Genomic DNA, 16,714 nt, shown 5'->3' with positions numbered 1-16,714 from the left:
CTCAGCCCCTCCGCCCGGCCAGATCTACCGGCGGCAGGGGGTAGGCCTTGTTGCGCACGCCGATCCAGTCTATGTAGTCAGCGCGCATGCCCGGGTAGCCGATCATCTTCCAGGCCGCCATATCCTTGTTCGCGCCGTACTTGGGATCGGCGAAGTAGCCATTCTTCACTTCGCCCAGCAGGTTGGAGAAGAACAGCTTGCTGGAGATCGCCTCCAGTTCCAGCTTGCCGCCCTCGGCTGCCTTGAGCAGGGTTTCCTGCTGTTCGTGGCTCAGCTGGGCGAAGGTCTTGCCATCGAACTGGCTGCGGCAGTGCGCATCGAACGCATCGATGCCCACCTTCAGGATGTCACGCAGGGCGAGCTTGCCCTGGTAGCCGAACTCGCTGGGCGCTTCCAGGAAGGGGCCCTGCATGTACCAGATGGCGCCTGCCGCGTAGGGGGTCTGCATGTGCCGGTCCAGGAACTCGGGCACGCCCGATTCCACCGCGCCGGGGCCGGTCTCATCGGAGGGGATCAGGCGGTCGCAGGCAGCGGTGATGAACGCCCATTCGGCGGCGTTGAAGAATTCGGGGGTGTAGTCCTTGGCCGGCGTGGCGGCCTGGGTGCCAGGTTCGGCGGGGGTGCCGGGTGCGCAGCCGGGGAGGGCGGCGGCTACGGGGAGCAGGGTAAGCCCCTGGAAGAAGCGGCGACGCGTCAGCGTCGGCCGGTTCTGGTCGGCATCATCTTTCATTGTGCGGCTACCTGGTGGGTGGCTGTGGCTGAGCATGGCGCGGGTCCTGTCGCGGCAGCTTGCTCGCCGAATGCGGCCGGCCCTTCTGCGGCTGGCATGAATGCGACCATTGTGTGGATGTGCGACTGTTTCCGTAATGGCAATATGGGAAAGGAACTCTTGCCAGACTGGAAACACCGGCGTGATCGACGACCTCAACGAGCTGCGCACCTTCGACCGCATCGTGCACGGCGGCAGCCTTTCCGCCGCCGCCCGCGACCTGGGGATTTCGCTCGCCGTGGTCAGCAAGCGCCTCACCGCATTGGAGCGGCGCGTGCAGGTGCGGCTGTTGAACCGCAGCACACGGCGCGCCTCGCTTACCGACGAGGGCAGCCTGTTCCACCTGCACTGCCGCCGCGTGCTGGATGCGGTGGAAGCGGCCGAGGCGGCGCTGGAGCAGCGCCAGGACATGGTAGCCGGCGTGCTCAAGCTCACCGCGCCCAACGGATTCGGGCGCCGCCACGTGGTGCCGGCCGTGCGCAGCTTCCAGCAGGCGCATCCCGGGGTGCGCGTGCACCTGTCGCTGCGCGATGAGCTGGTGGATCTGGTCGGCGAAGGCATGGAGCTGGCGCTGCGCTATGGCGCGTTGGACGATTCCCGCCTGGTGGCGCGCGAACTGGCGCCGAACCGTCGCATCCTGTGCGCCTCCCCTGAATATCTGCGCCGCCGCGGCACGCCGCTGAGCATCGACGACCTCCACGACCACGATCTGATCGCCTCAGGCAGCCCGCCGGTGTCGCACTGGGTGTTCGCGCAGCCGGGTGGCACCATCGCGTTCCCGCTGGACGCCAGCACGCTCTGCGACGATGGCGAGGCGGCGCACATGCTGGCGGTGCAGGGCGCCGGCATCGCCCGCAAGTCGATCTGGGACGTGGCCGATGACCTTGACGCCGGGCGCTTGAAGGAAGTACTGGCCAACTGCGCGCTGGCGACTTCGCCGCTGAGTGCCGTCTACGCACCCGGGAAACAGGTGGCACCGCGGGTACGGGCGTTCCTCGGCCACATGGTGCAGCAGCTGCAGCAGTCGGCGGGCTGGCGGCATGCGAACCGTACCGCACCTGGCATCGGGATGGATCAGCAGAGTCGGGCGGGATAGCCCACGGGCTCAGACCCGCGCCAGGCTCGCGATCGCAAGGATGACGGTCGCGGTGGTGACCACGGTGAAGTACAGCCATCCCAGCGCGACGAACTTGAGCGTGGTCACCAGCCAGGATTGTGCGTACACCCGCCGCTGCATCAACCAGAGATACAGCGGCATCCACAGCAGCAGCGCCGTGATCAGCAGGCCTATGACAACCCCCGCGCCAGGCACGGTGGCCATCTGCCCGCCCAGCATCGACAGCAGCAGGATGCCCAGCAGCGCCACGCACAGGAACGCATGGCTGTACAACGCCACCACCAGGTGCTCCAGGTACAGCCGGCCACTGCCCAGGTAGAACACCTTCAGCAGCACCGCAAACAACGGCACCAGCACGAACAGCGCCGAAGGCACGGAGCCGAAGAACGCGTTGACCAGCAGCTGCGGCCGTTCGCTGATACGGGGCAGGTTGCTGCGGATGATCTCGGTCTGGCCGGTCAGCCAGCGGTTGGCGAACCCGGGCAGGAAACTTATCTCTACCGGGTCTGACTTCTGTGTCGCCATGTCCTGCACGGTGAACGGCTTGGCAGCGGGGGGCTTGCGGGCCGACGCGACCGGCGGGTGCTCCTTCAGTTCGCGCTCGCGCTTGGCGGCTTGCCTGTCCACCTTGGCAATGGCACTGTCGATCGGCGCGCGAAGGGACTCGGGCATTGCGTCGCGCGATTGCTGCAACGGTGCCAGCAGCGCACGGCGCACCTGCTGCACCTCGTCGTGGGTGGTGGCATCACGGAACGCACCCGGCACTTCCGGCGGGCGGGGAGTCTGGCTTACCAGGGAACCCGCATCCACGTGCACCGCCAACCGCGCCACGAAGAAGGTCAGCACGCTGAGGATTACGAACAGCCGGATCGGCGGGATGTAGCGGGTGCGGTGGCCGGCCAGGTAGGCCGCCGCCAGCCGGCCAGGCAGAAGCAGCTGGTGCAGGGTGCGGAAGATGCGCCCATCCAGGTGCCAGAACGATTCGAACACCTCTTCCACCGCGTGGCCGAAACTGCGCACCGGGCTGTGTGCGGACTGGCCGCATTCATGGCAGAAATCGCCCTGCAGCGGGGTGCTGCAGTTCTCGCAGGCGGCGGGGTGGGCAAGGGCGGAGTGCATCAGTGCGCGGAGCCGGGCAGGGAAGGCGCCTACGATAGTGGGGGCCGGGTACGGGTGCCAGTGCCGGCGTGCATCAATCACTGGGCGCGGGTCGGTAGAAGTACGGAAGCAGATCGGGAGGCTATCGGACATCCTCGAACGAACCCTCGCGCACTGTTGGTGATGCACTATGGATCGGCGGTTGTTTACCGTGACTCTCCCGATGTCCGCCAAACCACAGGGGCGCGGTCCTCTGCGCTTGGCGTTGCTCATTGCCTCAGTCCTGCTGGTGCTCTCGCAGCAGGTGCAGGCGCAGGATGCCGACGCGCTGGCGAAGAAGCTCTCCAATCCCGTCGCGGCGCTGATCAGCGTCCCGTTTCAATACACCTATGATGACGGCTACGCCAACGGAGGCTACCGACACACGCTCAACATCCAGCCGGTTGCGCCGTTTTCCATTGCCGAAGAATGGAATGTGATCTCCCGGACCATCCTGCCGCTGGCGTACCAGAAGGACGTGGTTCCAGGCACCGATCAGGCCGGCATGGGCGACATCACCCAGAGCTTTTTCTTCTCGCCGAAGGAGACCGGGTCCTCTGGCATCCTCTGGGGAATCGGGCCTGCCCTGCTGCTGCCTACCGGAACCGACGACCTGGGCGCCGACACCTGGGGTGCCGGGCCCACCTTCGTGGTGCTCAAGCAGGACAAGAGCTGGACCGTGGGCGCGCTGGTGAACCACATCTCGGACATTGCCGGCACCGGATCGGGCCGGCGCGACATCAGCAACACCTTTGTCCAGCCGTTTCTGGCCAAGGCGCTCCCCGGCGGCCGAACCCTGGCGTTCAACATCGAGTCCACCTATGACTGGAAGGCCAGCCAATGGACCGCCCCGCTCAACATCCAGTACTCCAGGGTGAGCAAGCTGGGTAGTCAGATGATCAGCTATCAAGGCGGCGTGCGCGCCTATCTGGATGGCCCGCGTGGCGGGCCGGACTGGGGGGTTCGGTTCACGGTCACGTTGCTCTACCCGAAGTAGAGTCGGCTCACCACCTTACGGAACGCCGACCATGCCACTGACCGACAAGCAACTAGCCATTCTGCGGGCCATCGAGGCGACCGATCCCGTGTCAGCGGACGATGCCACCTGGGCCGTCACCGAAGGTCTGGCGGTACAGGCCGAAGACAGCGATATCGACCTGACGTCTGCCGGCAAGGTCGCGTTGGGCGAGGCGTAGTACGGGTGCGCCTTTCGCGCGCACTGCATGCCGGCTGCACGCGCGCTCCACACCGCGCTGCCTACAGTGGTTGCCATTCCCCCGACGGCGCCGATAGCGTGAACCTGCAGACCTCCATGCCCCTTCCGCTTCCGCGCCGCCCGCTGCCGGACAGCTGCCAGTTCGAACTGCTGGATGTGAACGCGCTGCAGGACCCGTGCAGCGGGCGGATCGTGCACCTGTACTCGATGGTGGCGCGCTGCCTGTCCTGCGAGGCGGTGTTCAAGGCGCAGGAAGGCGATGGGTTCGTCAGCACCTCGGCCGCACGCGTGCTGCGCTGCCCCTCGGGGTGCGGCCAGCAGTCGCTCAGGGGTGCCGCGCTTCGCCAGTGGGGCGCGCAGGCAACGACCGGCTCTGGATCGACACGGCTTCAACAATCTGTTCCGGCGTAAACGCGCAATGCCCTTCGCCGGTGGGCGGTAGCGTCCTCGGCGGCGGCGTCGCGCCTGCCTTGGCGGCAAGCGCCGGGTAGATCGGCTCGAAGCGGGGCGTCACGGAAGGGTCATTGAGGTTGTACTGCAGCAGCAGCGGCCGACGCAGCGCGCCGGTCAGGGCCAGGTCGCGATCCAGCGTCGCCTTTGCTTCGGGATCCGCGGCAATGCGCCGTACGCCGGCGTTGAATGCCTTGTCGTCGCCGAAGCCTGCATACACCGTGTCCTTGTTGCTGACCGGAATGCCGCCGCTGATCTTGACCAGCTGCTGGAACACCAGGGCATGCAGGCTGATGGTGGCAGCCAGCTCATCCACCTTCAGCTCCAGGCGCTTCGCCAGTACTTCGGCTGCCTCCGGGCGGGACTGCACGGCAGCGGCGATGGCATCCACCATCACTCCCTGCGGTAACGTCGCAGCGGCAGGTGAGCCCAACCCGCCGTCCGGCAGCCCTTTTGCGCCAGGGAAGAAATACTCGAACGCCACCAGCGAGGTGAGCACTTCGGCGGCCAGCACATCGCCGGGCAGGTTGGCGCCACACATCGAGATGCCACCGGTGTAGTGCTCCGGCATCCGCTCCAACGTTCCGATCGCCACTGCGCCCCCCATCGAGAAGCCCAGGATCCAGCTGCGTTTCGTGTCTGGATGGTGGGCCACGAACTGCGCGCGCAGCCGCTCCAGATCATCGATGGCCCCGCGCACGGCCCAGCCCTGGTCGGCGTACCCACTCTGCGCCACCGCATAACCGGCCTTGACCAGCGCCTCGCTCCACGCGTTGCCCGGCCACGGGTCCGGACGCGGCGTGCCGACGGGCTCGAAGCCATGGGCGTACATCACCAGTTCGCCGTTCCAGTGGGCCGGAACGTCGATGCGCCAGGGCGCGCCCTGCAGCGTGCCCGTTTCGCTGTGGGTTTCCGGCGTCACCGGGGCCTTGGCCCAGCCCGGCGGAAGCAGCAGGGCGGTACACAGCCCCAGGCACAGCGAGACGGTCGCAGCAGTACGCATCCAGATCATCCTCGGTCAGGTGCCGGCGCAAGATCGACCAGCAGCGTGGGAATCAATTCGGAAACCGTGGGGTGGATCGGCACCGCCCAGCGCAGTTCATCCAGCGGCCGGTCGGCACTGATCATGTCGAGGATGCCGTGGATGGCCTCATCGCCGCCAGTGCCCAGGATCGCCGCGCCGAGAATCTTCCGGGTTTCGGCATCGGCCACCACCTTCATGAAGCCCTTGGTCTCGCCTTTCTCCACCGCACGGCCGACACGGGTCATGGGCCGCTTGGAGAACAGCAGGGGCCGGCCGGTCTTCACCGCCTCGGCCTCGGACATGCCGGCCCGGCCCAGCGGCGGGTCGATGTACAGCGCGTACCCGGGAACCCGGCTGCTCACCCGGCGGTCCTCCCCATCCAGCAGGTTGGCGGCCACGATCTCGAAGTCGTTGTAGGCGGTGTGGGTGAAGGCACCACGGCCATTGCAGTCACCCAGCGCCCAGACACCGGGGGCCGAGGTCTGCAGGTGGTCATCCACTTTGATGTAACCGCGCTCATCCCGGTCAATCCCTGCGCTGTCCAGCCCGAGGTCGTCCGTGTTGGGGCGGCGGCCAATGGCGATCAGGACGTGGCTTCCGGCCACCTCCGCGGGCCCGGTGGTGGTCTCGAAGGTCACCTCGATCCCGTCGTCGATCTTCCTGAAGGCAATCTTGTCGGCGCCGGTACGGACCTCGATGCCCTCATCTTCCAGGATGCCCCGCACCGCCTCGGAGACATCCGGGTCCTCGCGTGTGATCAGCCGGTCGGCCCGCTCGATGACGGTCACCTGCGCGCCGAACCGCCGGTACATCTGTGCGAACTCCAGCCCGATATAACTGCCGCCCACCACCAGCAGATGGGCGGGCAGGGCATCCAGCGCCACGATGCTGCTGTTGGTCAGGTAGGGAACGTCGTGCAGGCCCGGCATGTCCGGCACCGCCGCGCGGCCGCCCACGTTGACGAAGATGCGGGGGGCAGCAAGGCGCTCTCCGTTCACCGTGATGCTGCCCGGTCCATCGAAGCGGGCGTGGCCACGAATCAGTTCGACATTGGGCATGCCCGCCAGCCAGTCCTCATTACCTTTGCGCGAATCCATGATCACCTTGCGTGCGCGGGCCTCCACCACCTTCATGTCCACGCTCACCGTGCCCGTGGAAATCCCATACTCGGCACCCCGGCGGGCCATCTGCGCGGCATAGGCGCTGGCTACCAGGGTCTTGGTCGGCTTGCAGCCGGTATTGACGCAGGTACCGCCCACCAGATGACGCTCGATGATCGCCACGCGCATGCCCGCCGCGTCCAGCCGGCCGGCCAGTGATGGCCCAGCCTGGCCGGTGCCGATGATGATGGCGTCGAAGGCGCGGGCGGCAGCGGCGGGACCCTGGATGGAAGAGGGGTTCGACATGGGGAGACCCTTGTTGTGTGTACCAATGGCCATTCAATACACTCGTTGACGTGAGCGCCACGCACATCCGGCCCGGAGGCGCGGTGCCACTAGTATGATTTCTGCTCGATGGCCATGGAGAGGTAGCGTTGAACAAACTGATTGCAGGTGTGCTGTTTGCACTGATTCTCACCGGGTGTACCAAGACGCCTGAGTCCCCCGATTCCAAGTCCCTCGTCGATGCGTCGTTGACGGCCCCGCAGGTCCCGGCCAAGGCCTCGGCACTGGGTGGCCAACGCGGCGAAGGCGCGCCCTATGAAGTCGTTGGCAGCGAAGTCTGGAACGTTCCCGACCCGGTTTCCGGGCGGACGTACCAAGTGTTTGTTGCGCTGCCGCCCTCTTACGACGAGAGCCCCGACCGCAGGTATCCGGTTCTTTACGTGACCGACGCCGACTACGCATTTCCGTTGGTGCGGCAGATCGGCCGGCGCCTGAATGTGGAAGGCCCCAAGCTGGAAGAGTTCATCCTGGTAGGCCTGTCCTATTCGGTGGGTGACGATGGCATGACCAGCCGCCGGCGCGACTACACCCCGACACCCAATGGCCCCAGCAGCGCACCAGAAGACGCCGTGCACGGTGGCGCTGCACCCTACATTACCTATCTGCGCGAGCAGGTGCTGCCGTTCGTCGCCGGCCGCTACCGCACGGACGAAAGCCGGCGCCTCTTGCTGGGCCATTCCTACGGCGCGTTGCTGGGCAGCCAGATCCTCTTCACCGATCCGGACATGTTTGCGGGCTACATCGTGGGTAGTCCATCGTTCTGGTACGACCGCAATGTCATGTCGCGGTTCGAGAAGGACTATGCAGCCGCGCACAAGGATCTCAAGGCATCGGTGTACATGTATGTCGGAGAGCGTGAAGCGCCGGCCTTCGGCAACGACGCGGACATGGTGGCCGATGCGAAGAACATGCAGGCCGCGCTGCGCGCGCACAACTACCCGTCACTGCGCCTGCAGCTGGACGTGCTCAACGACGAGGACCACCTGAGCGTGGCCCCGCGCGGATTGACACATGGGCTCAAGTACCTGCTCGGCAAGCAGCCGGGCGGCTGACCGCCGTAAGAACCGCCGGCGCGGTCAGTACACGGCGGCCGGGTAGGGCACGCCGGTTGCCCGACAGGACTCGACGGCGTTGATCAACGCCGTAATGGGAAATGGCTTGGAGAAGAACGGCGCCCAGCGATGCTCGTCGGGCAGGGTGCAGGCGCTGCCCGAGGCGAACACATAGGGCACGCGGTCAGATCGCAGGCGGTCCGCCACCGGCAGGGTGGTGCCGTCTGTGACCGACAGATCCAGAATGGCTGCCTCGATCCGCCGCTCACTCGACAGGCAGGCAAGCGCGTCAGCGTTGGACCCAGCCAGCACCACGTCATACCCGGACATGTTCAGCACGTCCTGAAGCAGGCCAGCCAGTTCGGCGTCGTCTTCGACGACCAGCAGGGAGCCATGGACGGCGGGGTAATCGCTTGCGTGCGGCATGGGAAGGTGTGTTCCGGCAGAAGTACGCGCAACGCTACGGCGGGGCGCGTGACGGCACCGCGCCGAATCGCGTGAGGGCAGTGTCAATGCCGGCCCTGATGGACATCAGGGATTCGGGCATGCAGGGGTATAGTCGGACCCAATCTCACCGCAAGGATCAACGCCATGCCCAAGGGCTCGGATCTATTGGTTGCAGCGCTGGAGAACGAAGGCGTAGATCGCATCTTCGGCGTCCCAGGCGAGGAAAACCTCGACTTCCTGGAATCGCTTCGCAACTCCAGCATCGAGCTGGTCCTCACCCGCCACGAGCAGGCGGCCGCCTTCATGGCCGCCACCCACGGCCGCCTCACCGGCAGGCCGGGCGTCTGCCTGGCCACCCTCGGCCCCGGCGCGCTGAACTTCTCCACGGGCGCGGCCTACGCCCACCTGGGCGCCTGGCCGATGATCCTGATCACCGGCCAGAAGGCGGTGATGAGCGCCAAGCAGGCCCGGTTCCAGATCGTGGACATCGTGGCCTCGATGAAGCCGCTCACGAAAATGACCCGCCAGATCGTCAGCGGCGCGGCCATTCCGGCCACCGTGCGGGATGCCTTCCGCGTGGCCATGGAAGAGCGGCCCGGCCCGGTGCATCTGGAACTGCCGGAGGATATCGCCGGCGAAGAAGTGGAAGACGTGCCGGTCATCCCGGTCCACCCGCTGGAGCGCCCCATCGCCCACGCCGCCGCGCTCGACCGGGCAGCGGAAGCGATCCTGGCCGCCAAGCGGCCGCTGGTGATGATCGGCGCGGCCTGCAGCCGCCCGTGGCTGACCGAATCGCTTTCCACGTTCGTGGCGCGCACCCGCCTGCCGTTCTTCAACACCCAGATGGGCAAGGGCGCCGTCACCGGCGGGTCGAACCTGTACATGGGCACCGCCGCGCTTTCCGAAGGCGACTATGTGCACGAGGCCGTGGCGCGCGCCGACCTGATCATCGCCATCGGCCATGACACCGTTGAGAAGCCGCCGTTCCTGATGAAGGGCAAGGGCGGGCCCAAGGTCATCCATGTTGGCTTCCAGTCCGCCACGGTCGAACAGGTCTACCACCCGGATATCGAGGTGATTGGAGACATCGGCGCCACCGTGGATGGCCTCGCCGAGCGGCTGGAAGGCAAGGTGTCCGAAGACCAGGGCATGGTCGACCTGCGCCAGAAGATTCTGTCGCGCCTCAACGACCGGGCCGATGAGGACCGCTTTCCGGTCACCCCGCAGCGGCTGGTGCACGACGTGCGCGAGGCCATGCCCGAAGACGGCATCGTCTGTCTCGACAATGGCATGTACAAGATCTGGTTCGCCCGCAACTACCGCACCCACGTGGCCAACACGCTGCTGCTGGACAACGCCCTGGCCACCATGGGCGCGGGCCTGCCGTCGGCGATGATGGCTTCGATGCTGTACCCCAACCGGCGCGTGCTGGCCGTGTGCGGCGATGGCGGCTTCATGATGAACTCGCAGGAGATGGAAACCGCCGTGCGGCTGGGCCTGAACCTGGTGGTGATCATCCTCAACGACAGCGCCTACGGCATGATCCGCTGGAAGCAGGCCGTGGATGGCTTTGAAGATTTCGGCATGCGCTTTGGCAACCCGGATTTCGTGCGCTACGCCGAAGCCTACGGTGCCAAGGGCACGCGGGTAACCTCGGTTGAAGAACTGGTGCCCGCGATCGAAGCCGCCTTTGCCGGCGGCGGCGTGCACCTGCTGGACGTGCCGATCGACTACTCCGAAAACACCCGCGTACTGGTCGACGAGCTGCGCAACCGCACCCCCGATGTGGGCTGTGCGTAAGCGCCCCCGTTGCCCACTGAATACAAGGAACCCCACATGTTGACCGTAGTACAAGCCTTCGACCGCGCCCCGATCCAGGACGTTCCGTTCGATGACGCCGACGCGCTGGAGCGCAAGCTCGGCAATGCCGAACGCGTGTTCAAGGACCGCGACGGCTGGCTCAAGCCGCACCAGCGCATTGCCATCCTGCGCAGGCTGGCCGCCCTGATGGAAGCCAAGCGCGACCACCTGGCCCTGCAGATCGCGCGCGAAGGCGGCAAGCCGCTGCCCGATGCCATTGTCGAAACCAACCGCGCCATCGATGGCGTGCACAACGCCGCCGACGAGCTGCGCAACTTCGCCGGCCGCGAGATCCCGATGGGCCTGTCGGCAGCGGCGGAAAACCGCTGGGCGTTCACGACCAAGGAGCCGCTGGGCATCGTGGCTGCCATCTCGGCGTTCAACCACCCGTTGAACCTCATCGTCCATCAGGTTGCCCCCGCCATCGCGGTGGGGTGCCCGGTCATCATCAAGCCGGCCTCCACCACGCCGCTGTCGTGCCTGGAGTTCGTGGCAATGGTCCACGAGGCGGGCCTGCCGGAGCCGTGGTGCCAGAGCTTCATTCCGGAAGGCAATGAGTTGGCCGAAGCGCTGGCCACCGACAAGCGCGTGGCCTTCCTCAGCTTCATCGGCTCGGCGCGGGTGGGCTGGTCGCTGCATGCCAAGCTCGCCCATGGCGCACGCTCGGCGCTGGAGCATGGCGGCGTGGCGCCGGCCATTGTGGACCGCAGTGCGGACCTGGCCAGGATCATCGAGCCCATCGTGAAGGGCGGTTACTACCACGCCGGGCAGGTGTGCGTATCCACCCAGCGCATCTTCGTGCACAACGACATTGCCGAGGACTTCACCGAAGCGCTCATCGCACGCGTGGAGAAGCTGCGCACCGGCGATCCCACCCTGAAGGACACCGAAGTAGGCCCGCTGATCCAGCCGCGCGAAGCCGACCGGGTGGCCGAGTGGATCGACGAGGCAGTCAAGGGCGGGGCCAAGCTCGCTACCGGCGGCAAGCGCCTTTCCGAAACCACGTTGCAGCCCACCGTGCTGCTCAATCCAGCCGATGATGCACGGGTGACCACGCAGGAGATCTTCGGGCCGGTGGTGGCGGTGTATCGCTACAGCGAGCTGGACGAGGCCATTGCCAAGGCCAACTCGCTGCCCACCGCATTCCAGGCCAGCATCTTCGCCCAGGACATCGACGTGGCCATGCGCGCCGCCAACCGCCTGGATGCCTCGGCCGTGATGATCAACGACCCGACCGCGTTCCGCACCGACTGGATGCCGTTCGCCGGCCGCCGGGAATCGGGCTATGGCACCGGCGGCATTCCGTACACCATGCGGGACATGTCGCAGGAAAAGATGATCCTGATGCGCAGGAGCTGAGCCCAGGCCCGGAAACGGTATGTTTTCTGGGCGAAGCACAGTAGTTGTACGGGGGCGCAGGGGTAGGGCAGCTGGTGCAATAGCACAGCATCCGCCGCCCGCCTTGTTCTGGAGAGTCACATGCGCTTCCTGGCACTTGCGTCTTCCGTCACGCTCATCGTTGCAGCGCTCGCCACCGGCGGGTGCCAAACCACACCGCCGCCTGCTGAACCCTCAGCGCCTGCGCCCCGGTCGTTGCCGGGCCCCATGACAGCGGCTTCTGCTGCGGTGACGTTGCAGGGCCAGATCACCGCCATCGACACCCGCACCCGCGCGGTGACGGTCACCGGTGCCGACGGAAGCAGCCTGGACTTCATCGCGGGCGCCGACGTGCGCAACTTCAACCAGCTGAAGGTGGGCGACACGGTCACCCTGGACTACCAGGCCGCCGTCGCCCTGGACCTGCAGCCGGCAGGCAGTGCGCCGGTCGGCGTGACCAAATCGCAGGCGGGTACCGTGCCGATCCGCGGCGCCACGCCGGGTGGGGCGCGTTCGAACACCATCGAGATCGTCACCGAAGTGGCGGCCGTGGACCCGGTGGCCAACACCATTGCGCTGCGAGGGCCGCGTGGCAACACCCAGATCATCGCGGTGGAGCGCGAAGACCTGCGGGCCAAGCTGCCCAGCGTAAAGCGGGGTGACCTGCTGAAAATTTCCTACACCGAAGCCGTCGCGCTGGCCATTCGCCGCGATAGCCCCTGAAACAACGGCGGGGGAGGCACGGGGCAGGTGGGTGTACGCCTGCCCCGGTGGGGCACTTGACGGGCCAGTGGGTAGCCTTGACGATCGGCGCATTCAGCCTGCCGTCCAAGGATTGACCATGTCTGGCTTCATCGGTGACCTGTTGGAAGGCATTGTCGATTTCGTGACCGACATCTGGGTACTGCGTCGGCAGCGTGCCGCGAACGGCCGGCCGGCGAATTCGTGGGGTGAGGATGCGGCGGATACAGCTGTGTTCAATGCGTGGGTGATCGGCCTTTCGATCCTGGCCCTCGCTGCCGGCATGATCATGCTCTTCGTGCTCAAGCTGCCGCTTTGGATGAGTCTGGCGCCGGTAGTCGCGGGCGGGGTGTACGTGGGCTACCGTTGGATTGCGCTGACCCGCGCTTGATCGCGCACCGTGCGTCGGATGCGTCATGCGTTCGGTATTCCCGCTTTGCACGCCTGTGACGCGTTGAACGCCGCAGACGTGATCTGGTGCCGACGAAGACACGCCGCACCGCACGAAATTGCACGCAAACCGCCCATTCCACGACACATATAGATGGCGCCGATCAAACGCGGCCGATCAAAAGATCAAAACAACTTCCGCTATGCTCACGTTCGCGACATGGTTGAACCTCGGAGCGTAAGAACTCCCACAGTACGAAGCAACTTGGACGTAACATGTCGGGAGGGTGACGAAATACAACACCTTCGCGGGAATACGTCGCGCCGGACTGTGCGGTTCTTAACCTCCCGACTCCCTCGCCATCCCGGCGAGGGACGCTCCCTAACGGAGGTTCCACCATGTCCAGCCATTCCACCGACGCATCTTCCAGCGCAATCGCCAGTCAAAAGCTCTGGTGGCGTAAGCCCAAAAGCGTCATGACCAACGCGCTCCACCACGACGGCCTGGTGACCTTTCCCGGCTGCCCGCCCATTCCTTGCCTCAAGCTGCGCGGGCTGTGGATTCACGCTCTCGGCATCGAACCTGGCACCCGGTTGTATGTTGAAACAAGGCCGGGCGTCATCATCCTCTCGGTTGATCAAGCTGGCGTCACCGACATGCCTTCGGTGGCGTATCGCAAAGCTGTGCGCACTCCCGTCATGCTTGATAAGCAATGAGCACGTCCAGCATCGTTCACAGCTGAGACTGGCCGCACAGAACAGCGATCTCGCGATCCGCAGAACTCGATGCGAACGTACACTCTTCGTCAAGAAGAACCTCGGCTCACACGCCGAAGCAGGGCGAACAATGACAAAGACATCAAGCGGACCGGCCCCTAAAACACCAGCCGAGCGCGCACCAACCCACAAGGCAAAGAAGGCTGCGCGCGGAGCGGCTGCGGCACCCGGCACGGCAAGTGCCAAAGCCGGCGCGGAAGCGCCGGCGTCCAGGCGAAAGAGCTCGGCGCCGAAATCCTCTCTTGCACTGGCCGGGCCAGTGAGAGGACACACCAGCACGTTCCCGCTAAGAAAATTCCGCGTCTATGGATGCAGTCTGACCAAAGCCCAGCGCATCAGTGCTGTCTTCTCAGTAATGAAAAGGAAATAGCCTGGACTATGATTACGTCAGGGATTGACGCGAGCTGCGCGAACCACGTCTTCATCAACTGTCCGTTCACAGATGACTTCCGGCCCCTTTTCCAATGCGCGATCTTCACTGTTCTTCTGTGTGGGTTCTTGCCACGATCGGCGCTGGAGGCTGGGGATGGCTCTGAAGTTCGAATGGACAAGATCACGCGCCTGATCAAATAGTCGCAGTACAGTATTCATGACCTATCCGCTGTCCAGCTTGATTCCTTCAACGATCTGCCGCGCTTCAACATGCCATTTGAATTGGGAATGGTCATAGGCTCGAAGCGCTTCGGCGGAAAGCGGTTTGCAGGTCGCTCGGCGTTGATCATGGAACATACGCGATTCGCTTCACAGAAGTGCCTGTCCGATATAGCCGGGCAGGATCTGTCGGCCCACAACGGCGCGCCTCGTCGCATCTCTCGCATCATCCGCACGTGGCTGACCCAGGAATCAAGACGAAACGACATCCCGGGTGACCAAAGAGTGTTCGGTGCTTACGAAAAGTTCGCGGCAGAGCTACCGTCCATCTGCTCGTCCCGAGGCTTGGAGTACGAAGGACTGAGCTATCCCGACTTCCTCGGCTTGGCGCAAGTGTGGATCAATGCGCATTGATGAGTTCCGGATCAGGTCCTTGCCGCCCCGTAACACTGGATGCTACGCCATCTCCACCACCACCTTGCCCTTGGTCCGCCCGCTCTCCACATAGGCCAGCGCACCCCGGGTATCCTGGAAAGGGAAGACCCGGTCGATGACCGGGCGGATGGCACCGGACTCCACCAGCGAGGTGATCTCGCTCAGCTGACGCCCGTCGGCGCGCATGAACAGGAACGTGTACGCCACGCCCCGCTGCCTGGCTTTGCTGCGGATGCCACGGCTGAGCAGGCGCAGTATCTGCTTCAGCGGCCAGGCAAGCCCGCGCGCCACGGCAAACGCGGGAGTGGGCGGTCCGGAGATGGAGATGAGATGTCCGCCCGGCTTGAGGATCTGCAGCGAGCGGGTCAGTTCATCCTTGCCCAGGCTGTTGAGCACCACATCGTAGTCGCGCAGTTCAGTGGCGAAATCCTGCTGTTTGTAATCGATGACGACATCGGCGCCCAATGCCTTCACCCACTCGACGTTGGCCGTACTGGTGGTGGTGGCAACGAAGGCGCCCAGATGTTTGGCCAGCTGGATCGCCACGGTACCGACGCCGCCGGAGCCGGCCTGGACGAATACCTTCTGACCGGGCTTGATCTGGGCGGTTTCGACCAACGCCTGCCATGCGGTCAGCGCGACCAGCGGCAGTGAGGCCGCCTCCACCATGGTGAGATTGCTGGGCTTGAGCGCAACCGAGGCGGCGTTGACCGCGATGAACTCGGCAAACGTCCCGATGCGATCATCATCGGGACGCGCATACACTTCATCGCCTGGTTTGAAGTGGTGCACCCCTGCACCCACACTGACCACCGTGCCGGCCATATCGTTGCCAAGGATCAGCGGCAGGCGATAGGGCAGGATCAGCTTGAACTCCCCGGTGCGGATCTTGGTGTCCAGCGCATTGACGCTGGCCGCATGCACGCGGATGAGGACATCATCATCCCGCAGCGAGGGCTCTGGGGCGTCGCCGATGCGGCCGGTCTCCTTCTTGCCATAGCGGTCGATGAGGAAGGCTTTCATGCGCGGTGTGCTTCTGGATGAGGGGTGGCGTCGGGCTGCGGGGCAGGGAGGGTGGCGTCGTTCGGTCAGGGCTTCACTCGGCGGGGCGATAGCGTTCCGCCGCCTGCGCCTGCCGGATGTCCGAGAGCAGGCCCTGGCGGGAGGCATCCAGCGTGTCCCAGCGTTCGGCAGCATGCAACGGCGGAATGGTGACGTTTTCGCGGCGATCGAAGCCGACCAGGGCGGCATCGACCAGCTCGCCGACATCCATCACTTCCGGCAACGTGTTGATGTCGATGCCGGCACGCTCCCAGATCTCGGTGCGCGTGGCGGCAGGCAACACGGCCTGCACGTAGACGCCCTTCGGCGCCAGCTCCAGGCTCAGTCCCTGCGACAGGAACAGCACGAAGGCTTTGGACGCACCGTACACGGACATGCCGAACTCCGGCGCCAGCCCAACCACCGAACCAATATTGATGATCGCGCCTTCGCCGGCGTTGGCCAGGCGCGGTGCGACGGCCGCGGCGAGGCGGGTCAGGGCCAAGGTGTTCAGTGTGATCAGCTGTTCGATGCGGTCGGCCGACTGCTCGGTGAAGCCGCCGGATTGAGCGACGCCTGCATTGTTGATCAGGATGCCGATGCGGGCATCGTCGCGCAGGCGGGTTTCAACATTAGCCAGGTCGCTGCGCTGGGTGAGATCGGCCGGAAGCACGTCGATGGCAACGCCGGTGTCGTGGCGCAGGCGCTCGGCCAGTGCGTCCAGCCGCCCCTTGTCGCGCGCGACCAGTACCAGATCGTGGCCGCGGCGAGCAAAACGTTCGGCATAAACGGTGCCGATGCCGCTGGAGGCGCCGGTGATGAGGACAGTAGGCAGGCTCATGGTG

At 65.4% G+C, this 16,714-nt stretch carries 19 protein-coding genes; 11 read left to right on the top strand and 8 right to left on the bottom strand.

Features of this window, described 5'->3' with window-relative positions:
• Position 1: 1 nt before the first annotated feature.
• On the bottom strand, positions 2-730 hold the full coding sequence (locus ACTJI4_RS09350) for a gluconate 2-dehydrogenase subunit 3 family protein (protein WP_392923892.1): 729 nt from the start codon (positions 728-730) through the stop codon (positions 2-4).
• Between the two features lie 181 nt (positions 731-911).
• On the opposite strand from ACTJI4_RS09350, the gene ACTJI4_RS09345 reads away from it, so the two are divergent.
• Entirely contained in the window at positions 912-1,865 is a 954-nt protein-coding gene (locus ACTJI4_RS09345) for a LysR family transcriptional regulator (protein ID WP_440869156.1), read from the top strand.
• Between the two features lie 9 nt (positions 1,866-1,874).
• Here the strand turns inward: ACTJI4_RS09345 and ACTJI4_RS09340 are convergent, their stop codons facing one another.
• On the bottom strand, positions 1,875-3,005 hold the full coding sequence (locus ACTJI4_RS09340) for a DUF3667 domain-containing protein (RefSeq protein ID WP_392923887.1): 1,131 nt from the start codon (positions 3,003-3,005) through the stop codon (positions 1,875-1,877).
• Between the two features lie 202 nt (positions 3,006-3,207).
• Here ACTJI4_RS09340 and ACTJI4_RS09335 point away from each other — a divergent pair, with 202 nt between their 5' ends.
• The 3 genes from ACTJI4_RS09335 (at position 3,208) to ACTJI4_RS09325 (ending at position 4,650) form a co-directional block, all read left to right on the top strand.
• Entirely contained in the window at positions 3,208-4,020 is an 813-nt protein-coding gene (locus tag ACTJI4_RS09335; RefSeq protein ID WP_440869155.1) for a transporter, read from the top strand.
• A gap of 31 nt (positions 4,021-4,051) precedes the next feature.
• Entirely contained in the window at positions 4,052-4,219 is a 168-nt protein-coding gene (locus ACTJI4_RS09330; protein WP_392923881.1) for a hypothetical protein, read from the top strand.
• A 98-nt stretch (positions 4,220-4,317) separates the two neighbouring features.
• Positions 4,318-4,650: a hypothetical protein gene (locus ACTJI4_RS09325; RefSeq protein ID WP_392923879.1), complete on the top strand. Its 333-nt coding sequence runs from the start codon at positions 4,318-4,320 to the stop codon at positions 4,648-4,650.
• Here ACTJI4_RS09325 and ACTJI4_RS09320 read toward each other — a convergent pair.
• Both ACTJI4_RS09320 and ACTJI4_RS09315 read right to left on the bottom strand, forming a co-directional pair.
• Positions 4,565-5,692 carry an alpha/beta hydrolase family protein gene (locus tag ACTJI4_RS09320; RefSeq protein WP_440869154.1) on the bottom strand — a complete coding sequence of 376 codons (1,128 nt, stop codon included), beginning with the start codon at positions 5,690-5,692 and terminating at the stop codon, positions 4,565-4,567. The two genes, ACTJI4_RS09325 and ACTJI4_RS09320, sit on opposite strands and share 86 nt — an antisense overlap.
• Positions 5,693-5,697: 5 nt before the next feature.
• Positions 5,698-7,119 (bottom strand): FAD-containing oxidoreductase, encoded by a 1,422-nt coding sequence (locus ACTJI4_RS09315; RefSeq protein WP_440869153.1) that lies wholly within the window; start codon positions 7,117-7,119, stop codon positions 5,698-5,700.
• Positions 7,120-7,247: 128 nt separating this feature from the next.
• On the opposite strand from ACTJI4_RS09315, the gene ACTJI4_RS09310 reads away from it, so the two are divergent.
• Positions 7,248-8,210 carry an alpha/beta hydrolase gene (locus ACTJI4_RS09310; RefSeq protein ID WP_440869152.1) on the top strand — a complete coding sequence of 321 codons (963 nt, stop codon included), beginning with the start codon at positions 7,248-7,250 and terminating at the stop codon, positions 8,208-8,210.
• Between the two features lie 24 nt (positions 8,211-8,234).
• On the opposite strand, the gene ACTJI4_RS09305 is transcribed toward ACTJI4_RS09310, so the two are convergent.
• Positions 8,235-8,636, bottom strand: coding sequence for a response regulator (locus ACTJI4_RS09305; RefSeq protein WP_440869151.1), 402 nt, complete (start codon positions 8,634-8,636; stop codon positions 8,235-8,237).
• A 165-nt stretch (positions 8,637-8,801) separates the two neighbouring features.
• On the opposite strand from ACTJI4_RS09305, the gene ACTJI4_RS09300 reads away from it, so the two are divergent.
• The 5 genes from ACTJI4_RS09300 to ACTJI4_RS09280 all read left to right on the top strand — a co-directional run bounded on the left by ACTJI4_RS09300 (position 8,802) and on the right by ACTJI4_RS09280 (position 13,742).
• Complete coding sequence (locus tag ACTJI4_RS09300) at positions 8,802-10,457, top strand: acetolactate synthase large subunit (RefSeq protein WP_440869150.1); 1,656 nt, start codon at positions 8,802-8,804, stop codon at positions 10,455-10,457.
• Positions 10,458-10,493: 36 nt separating this feature from the next.
• Positions 10,494-11,876, top strand: coding sequence for an aldehyde dehydrogenase family protein (locus ACTJI4_RS09295; RefSeq protein ID WP_440869149.1), 1,383 nt, complete (start codon positions 10,494-10,496; stop codon positions 11,874-11,876).
• 246 nt (positions 11,877-12,122) lie between these two features.
• Positions 12,123-12,617: a hypothetical protein gene (locus ACTJI4_RS09290; protein WP_440869148.1), complete on the top strand. Its 495-nt coding sequence runs from the start codon at positions 12,123-12,125 to the stop codon at positions 12,615-12,617.
• A 118-nt stretch (positions 12,618-12,735) separates the two neighbouring features.
• The gene (locus tag ACTJI4_RS09285; protein WP_440869147.1) at positions 12,736-13,026 is read left to right on the top strand and encodes a hypothetical protein; all 291 of its coding nucleotides are present in this window, start codon (positions 12,736-12,738) and stop codon (positions 13,024-13,026) included.
• 398 nt (positions 13,027-13,424) lie between these two features.
• Positions 13,425-13,742, top strand: coding sequence for a hypothetical protein (locus ACTJI4_RS09280; protein WP_440869146.1), 318 nt, complete (start codon positions 13,425-13,427; stop codon positions 13,740-13,742).
• A 447-nt stretch (positions 13,743-14,189) separates the two neighbouring features.
• Here the strand turns inward: ACTJI4_RS09280 and ACTJI4_RS09275 are convergent, their stop codons facing one another.
• Positions 14,190-14,393, bottom strand: a complete 204-nt coding sequence (locus tag ACTJI4_RS09275) for a hypothetical protein (RefSeq protein ID WP_440869145.1) — start codon at positions 14,391-14,393, stop codon at positions 14,190-14,192.
• Between the two features lie 51 nt (positions 14,394-14,444).
• On the opposite strand from ACTJI4_RS09275, the gene ACTJI4_RS09270 reads away from it, so the two are divergent.
• On the top strand, positions 14,445-14,807 hold the full coding sequence (locus tag ACTJI4_RS09270) for a hypothetical protein (protein ID WP_440869144.1): 363 nt from the start codon (positions 14,445-14,447) through the stop codon (positions 14,805-14,807).
• A 42-nt stretch (positions 14,808-14,849) separates the two neighbouring features.
• Here the strand turns inward: ACTJI4_RS09270 and ACTJI4_RS09265 are convergent, their stop codons facing one another.
• Together ACTJI4_RS09265 and ACTJI4_RS09260 are read right to left on the bottom strand one after the other, a co-directional pair.
• Positions 14,850-15,851, bottom strand: a complete 1,002-nt coding sequence (locus ACTJI4_RS09265; RefSeq protein ID WP_440869143.1) for an NADP-dependent oxidoreductase — start codon at positions 15,849-15,851, stop codon at positions 14,850-14,852.
• Positions 15,852-15,924: 73 nt separating this feature from the next.
• Positions 15,925-16,710, bottom strand: coding sequence for an SDR family NAD(P)-dependent oxidoreductase (locus ACTJI4_RS09260; RefSeq protein WP_440869142.1), 786 nt, complete (start codon positions 16,708-16,710; stop codon positions 15,925-15,927).
• Positions 16,711-16,714 lie beyond the last annotated feature (4 nt).

This window comes from Stenotrophomonas sp. 22385 (assembly GCF_052045085.1).
Classification (GTDB): Bacteria; Pseudomonadota; Gammaproteobacteria; order Xanthomonadales; family Xanthomonadaceae; genus Stenotrophomonas.
Note: the sequence above shows the minus strand (reverse complement) of the source record. Positions and strands in the feature narration are given on the sequence as shown.

Bases quoted from the DNA above. Each gene is read 5' to 3' on its own strand.
- ACTJI4_RS09285 (WP_440869147.1), top strand. From the start codon at position 12,736: ATGTCTGGCTTCATCGGTGACCTGTTGGAAGGCATTGTCGATTTCGTG.
- ACTJI4_RS09340 (WP_392923887.1), bottom strand. From the start codon at position 3,005: ATGCACTCCGCCCTTGCCCACCCCGCCGCCTGCGAGAACTGCAGCACC.
- ACTJI4_RS09320 (WP_440869154.1), bottom strand. From the start codon at position 5,692: ATGCGTACTGCTGCGACCGTCTCGCTGTGCCTGGGGCTGTGTACCGCC.
- ACTJI4_RS09300 (WP_440869150.1), top strand. From the start codon at position 8,802: ATGCCCAAGGGCTCGGATCTATTGGTTGCAGCGCTGGAGAACGAAGGC.
- ACTJI4_RS09275 (WP_440869145.1), bottom strand. From the start codon at position 14,393: ATGAATACTGTACTGCGACTATTTGATCAGGCGCGTGATCTTGTCCAT.
- ACTJI4_RS09270 (WP_440869144.1), top strand. From the start codon at position 14,445: ATGCCATTTGAATTGGGAATGGTCATAGGCTCGAAGCGCTTCGGCGGA.
- ACTJI4_RS09280 (WP_440869146.1), top strand. From the start codon at position 13,425: ATGTCCAGCCATTCCACCGACGCATCTTCCAGCGCAATCGCCAGTCAA.
- ACTJI4_RS09305 (WP_440869151.1), bottom strand. From the start codon at position 8,636: ATGCCGCACGCAAGCGATTACCCCGCCGTCCATGGCTCCCTGCTGGTC.
- ACTJI4_RS09350 (WP_392923892.1), bottom strand. From the start codon at position 730: ATGAAAGATGATGCCGACCAGAACCGGCCGACGCTGACGCGTCGCCGC.
- ACTJI4_RS09335 (WP_440869155.1), top strand. From the start codon at position 3,208: ATGTCCGCCAAACCACAGGGGCGCGGTCCTCTGCGCTTGGCGTTGCTC.
- ACTJI4_RS09330 (WP_392923881.1), top strand. From the start codon at position 4,052: ATGCCACTGACCGACAAGCAACTAGCCATTCTGCGGGCCATCGAGGCG.
- ACTJI4_RS09260 (WP_440869142.1), bottom strand. From the start codon at position 16,710: ATGAGCCTGCCTACTGTCCTCATCACCGGCGCCTCCAGCGGCATCGGC.
- ACTJI4_RS09315 (WP_440869153.1), bottom strand. From the start codon at position 7,119: ATGTCGAACCCCTCTTCCATCCAGGGTCCCGCCGCTGCCGCCCGCGCC.
- ACTJI4_RS09290 (WP_440869148.1), top strand. From the start codon at position 12,123: ATGACAGCGGCTTCTGCTGCGGTGACGTTGCAGGGCCAGATCACCGCC.
- ACTJI4_RS09265 (WP_440869143.1), bottom strand. From the start codon at position 15,851: ATGAAAGCCTTCCTCATCGACCGCTATGGCAAGAAGGAGACCGGCCGC.
- ACTJI4_RS09295 (WP_440869149.1), top strand. From the start codon at position 10,494: ATGTTGACCGTAGTACAAGCCTTCGACCGCGCCCCGATCCAGGACGTT.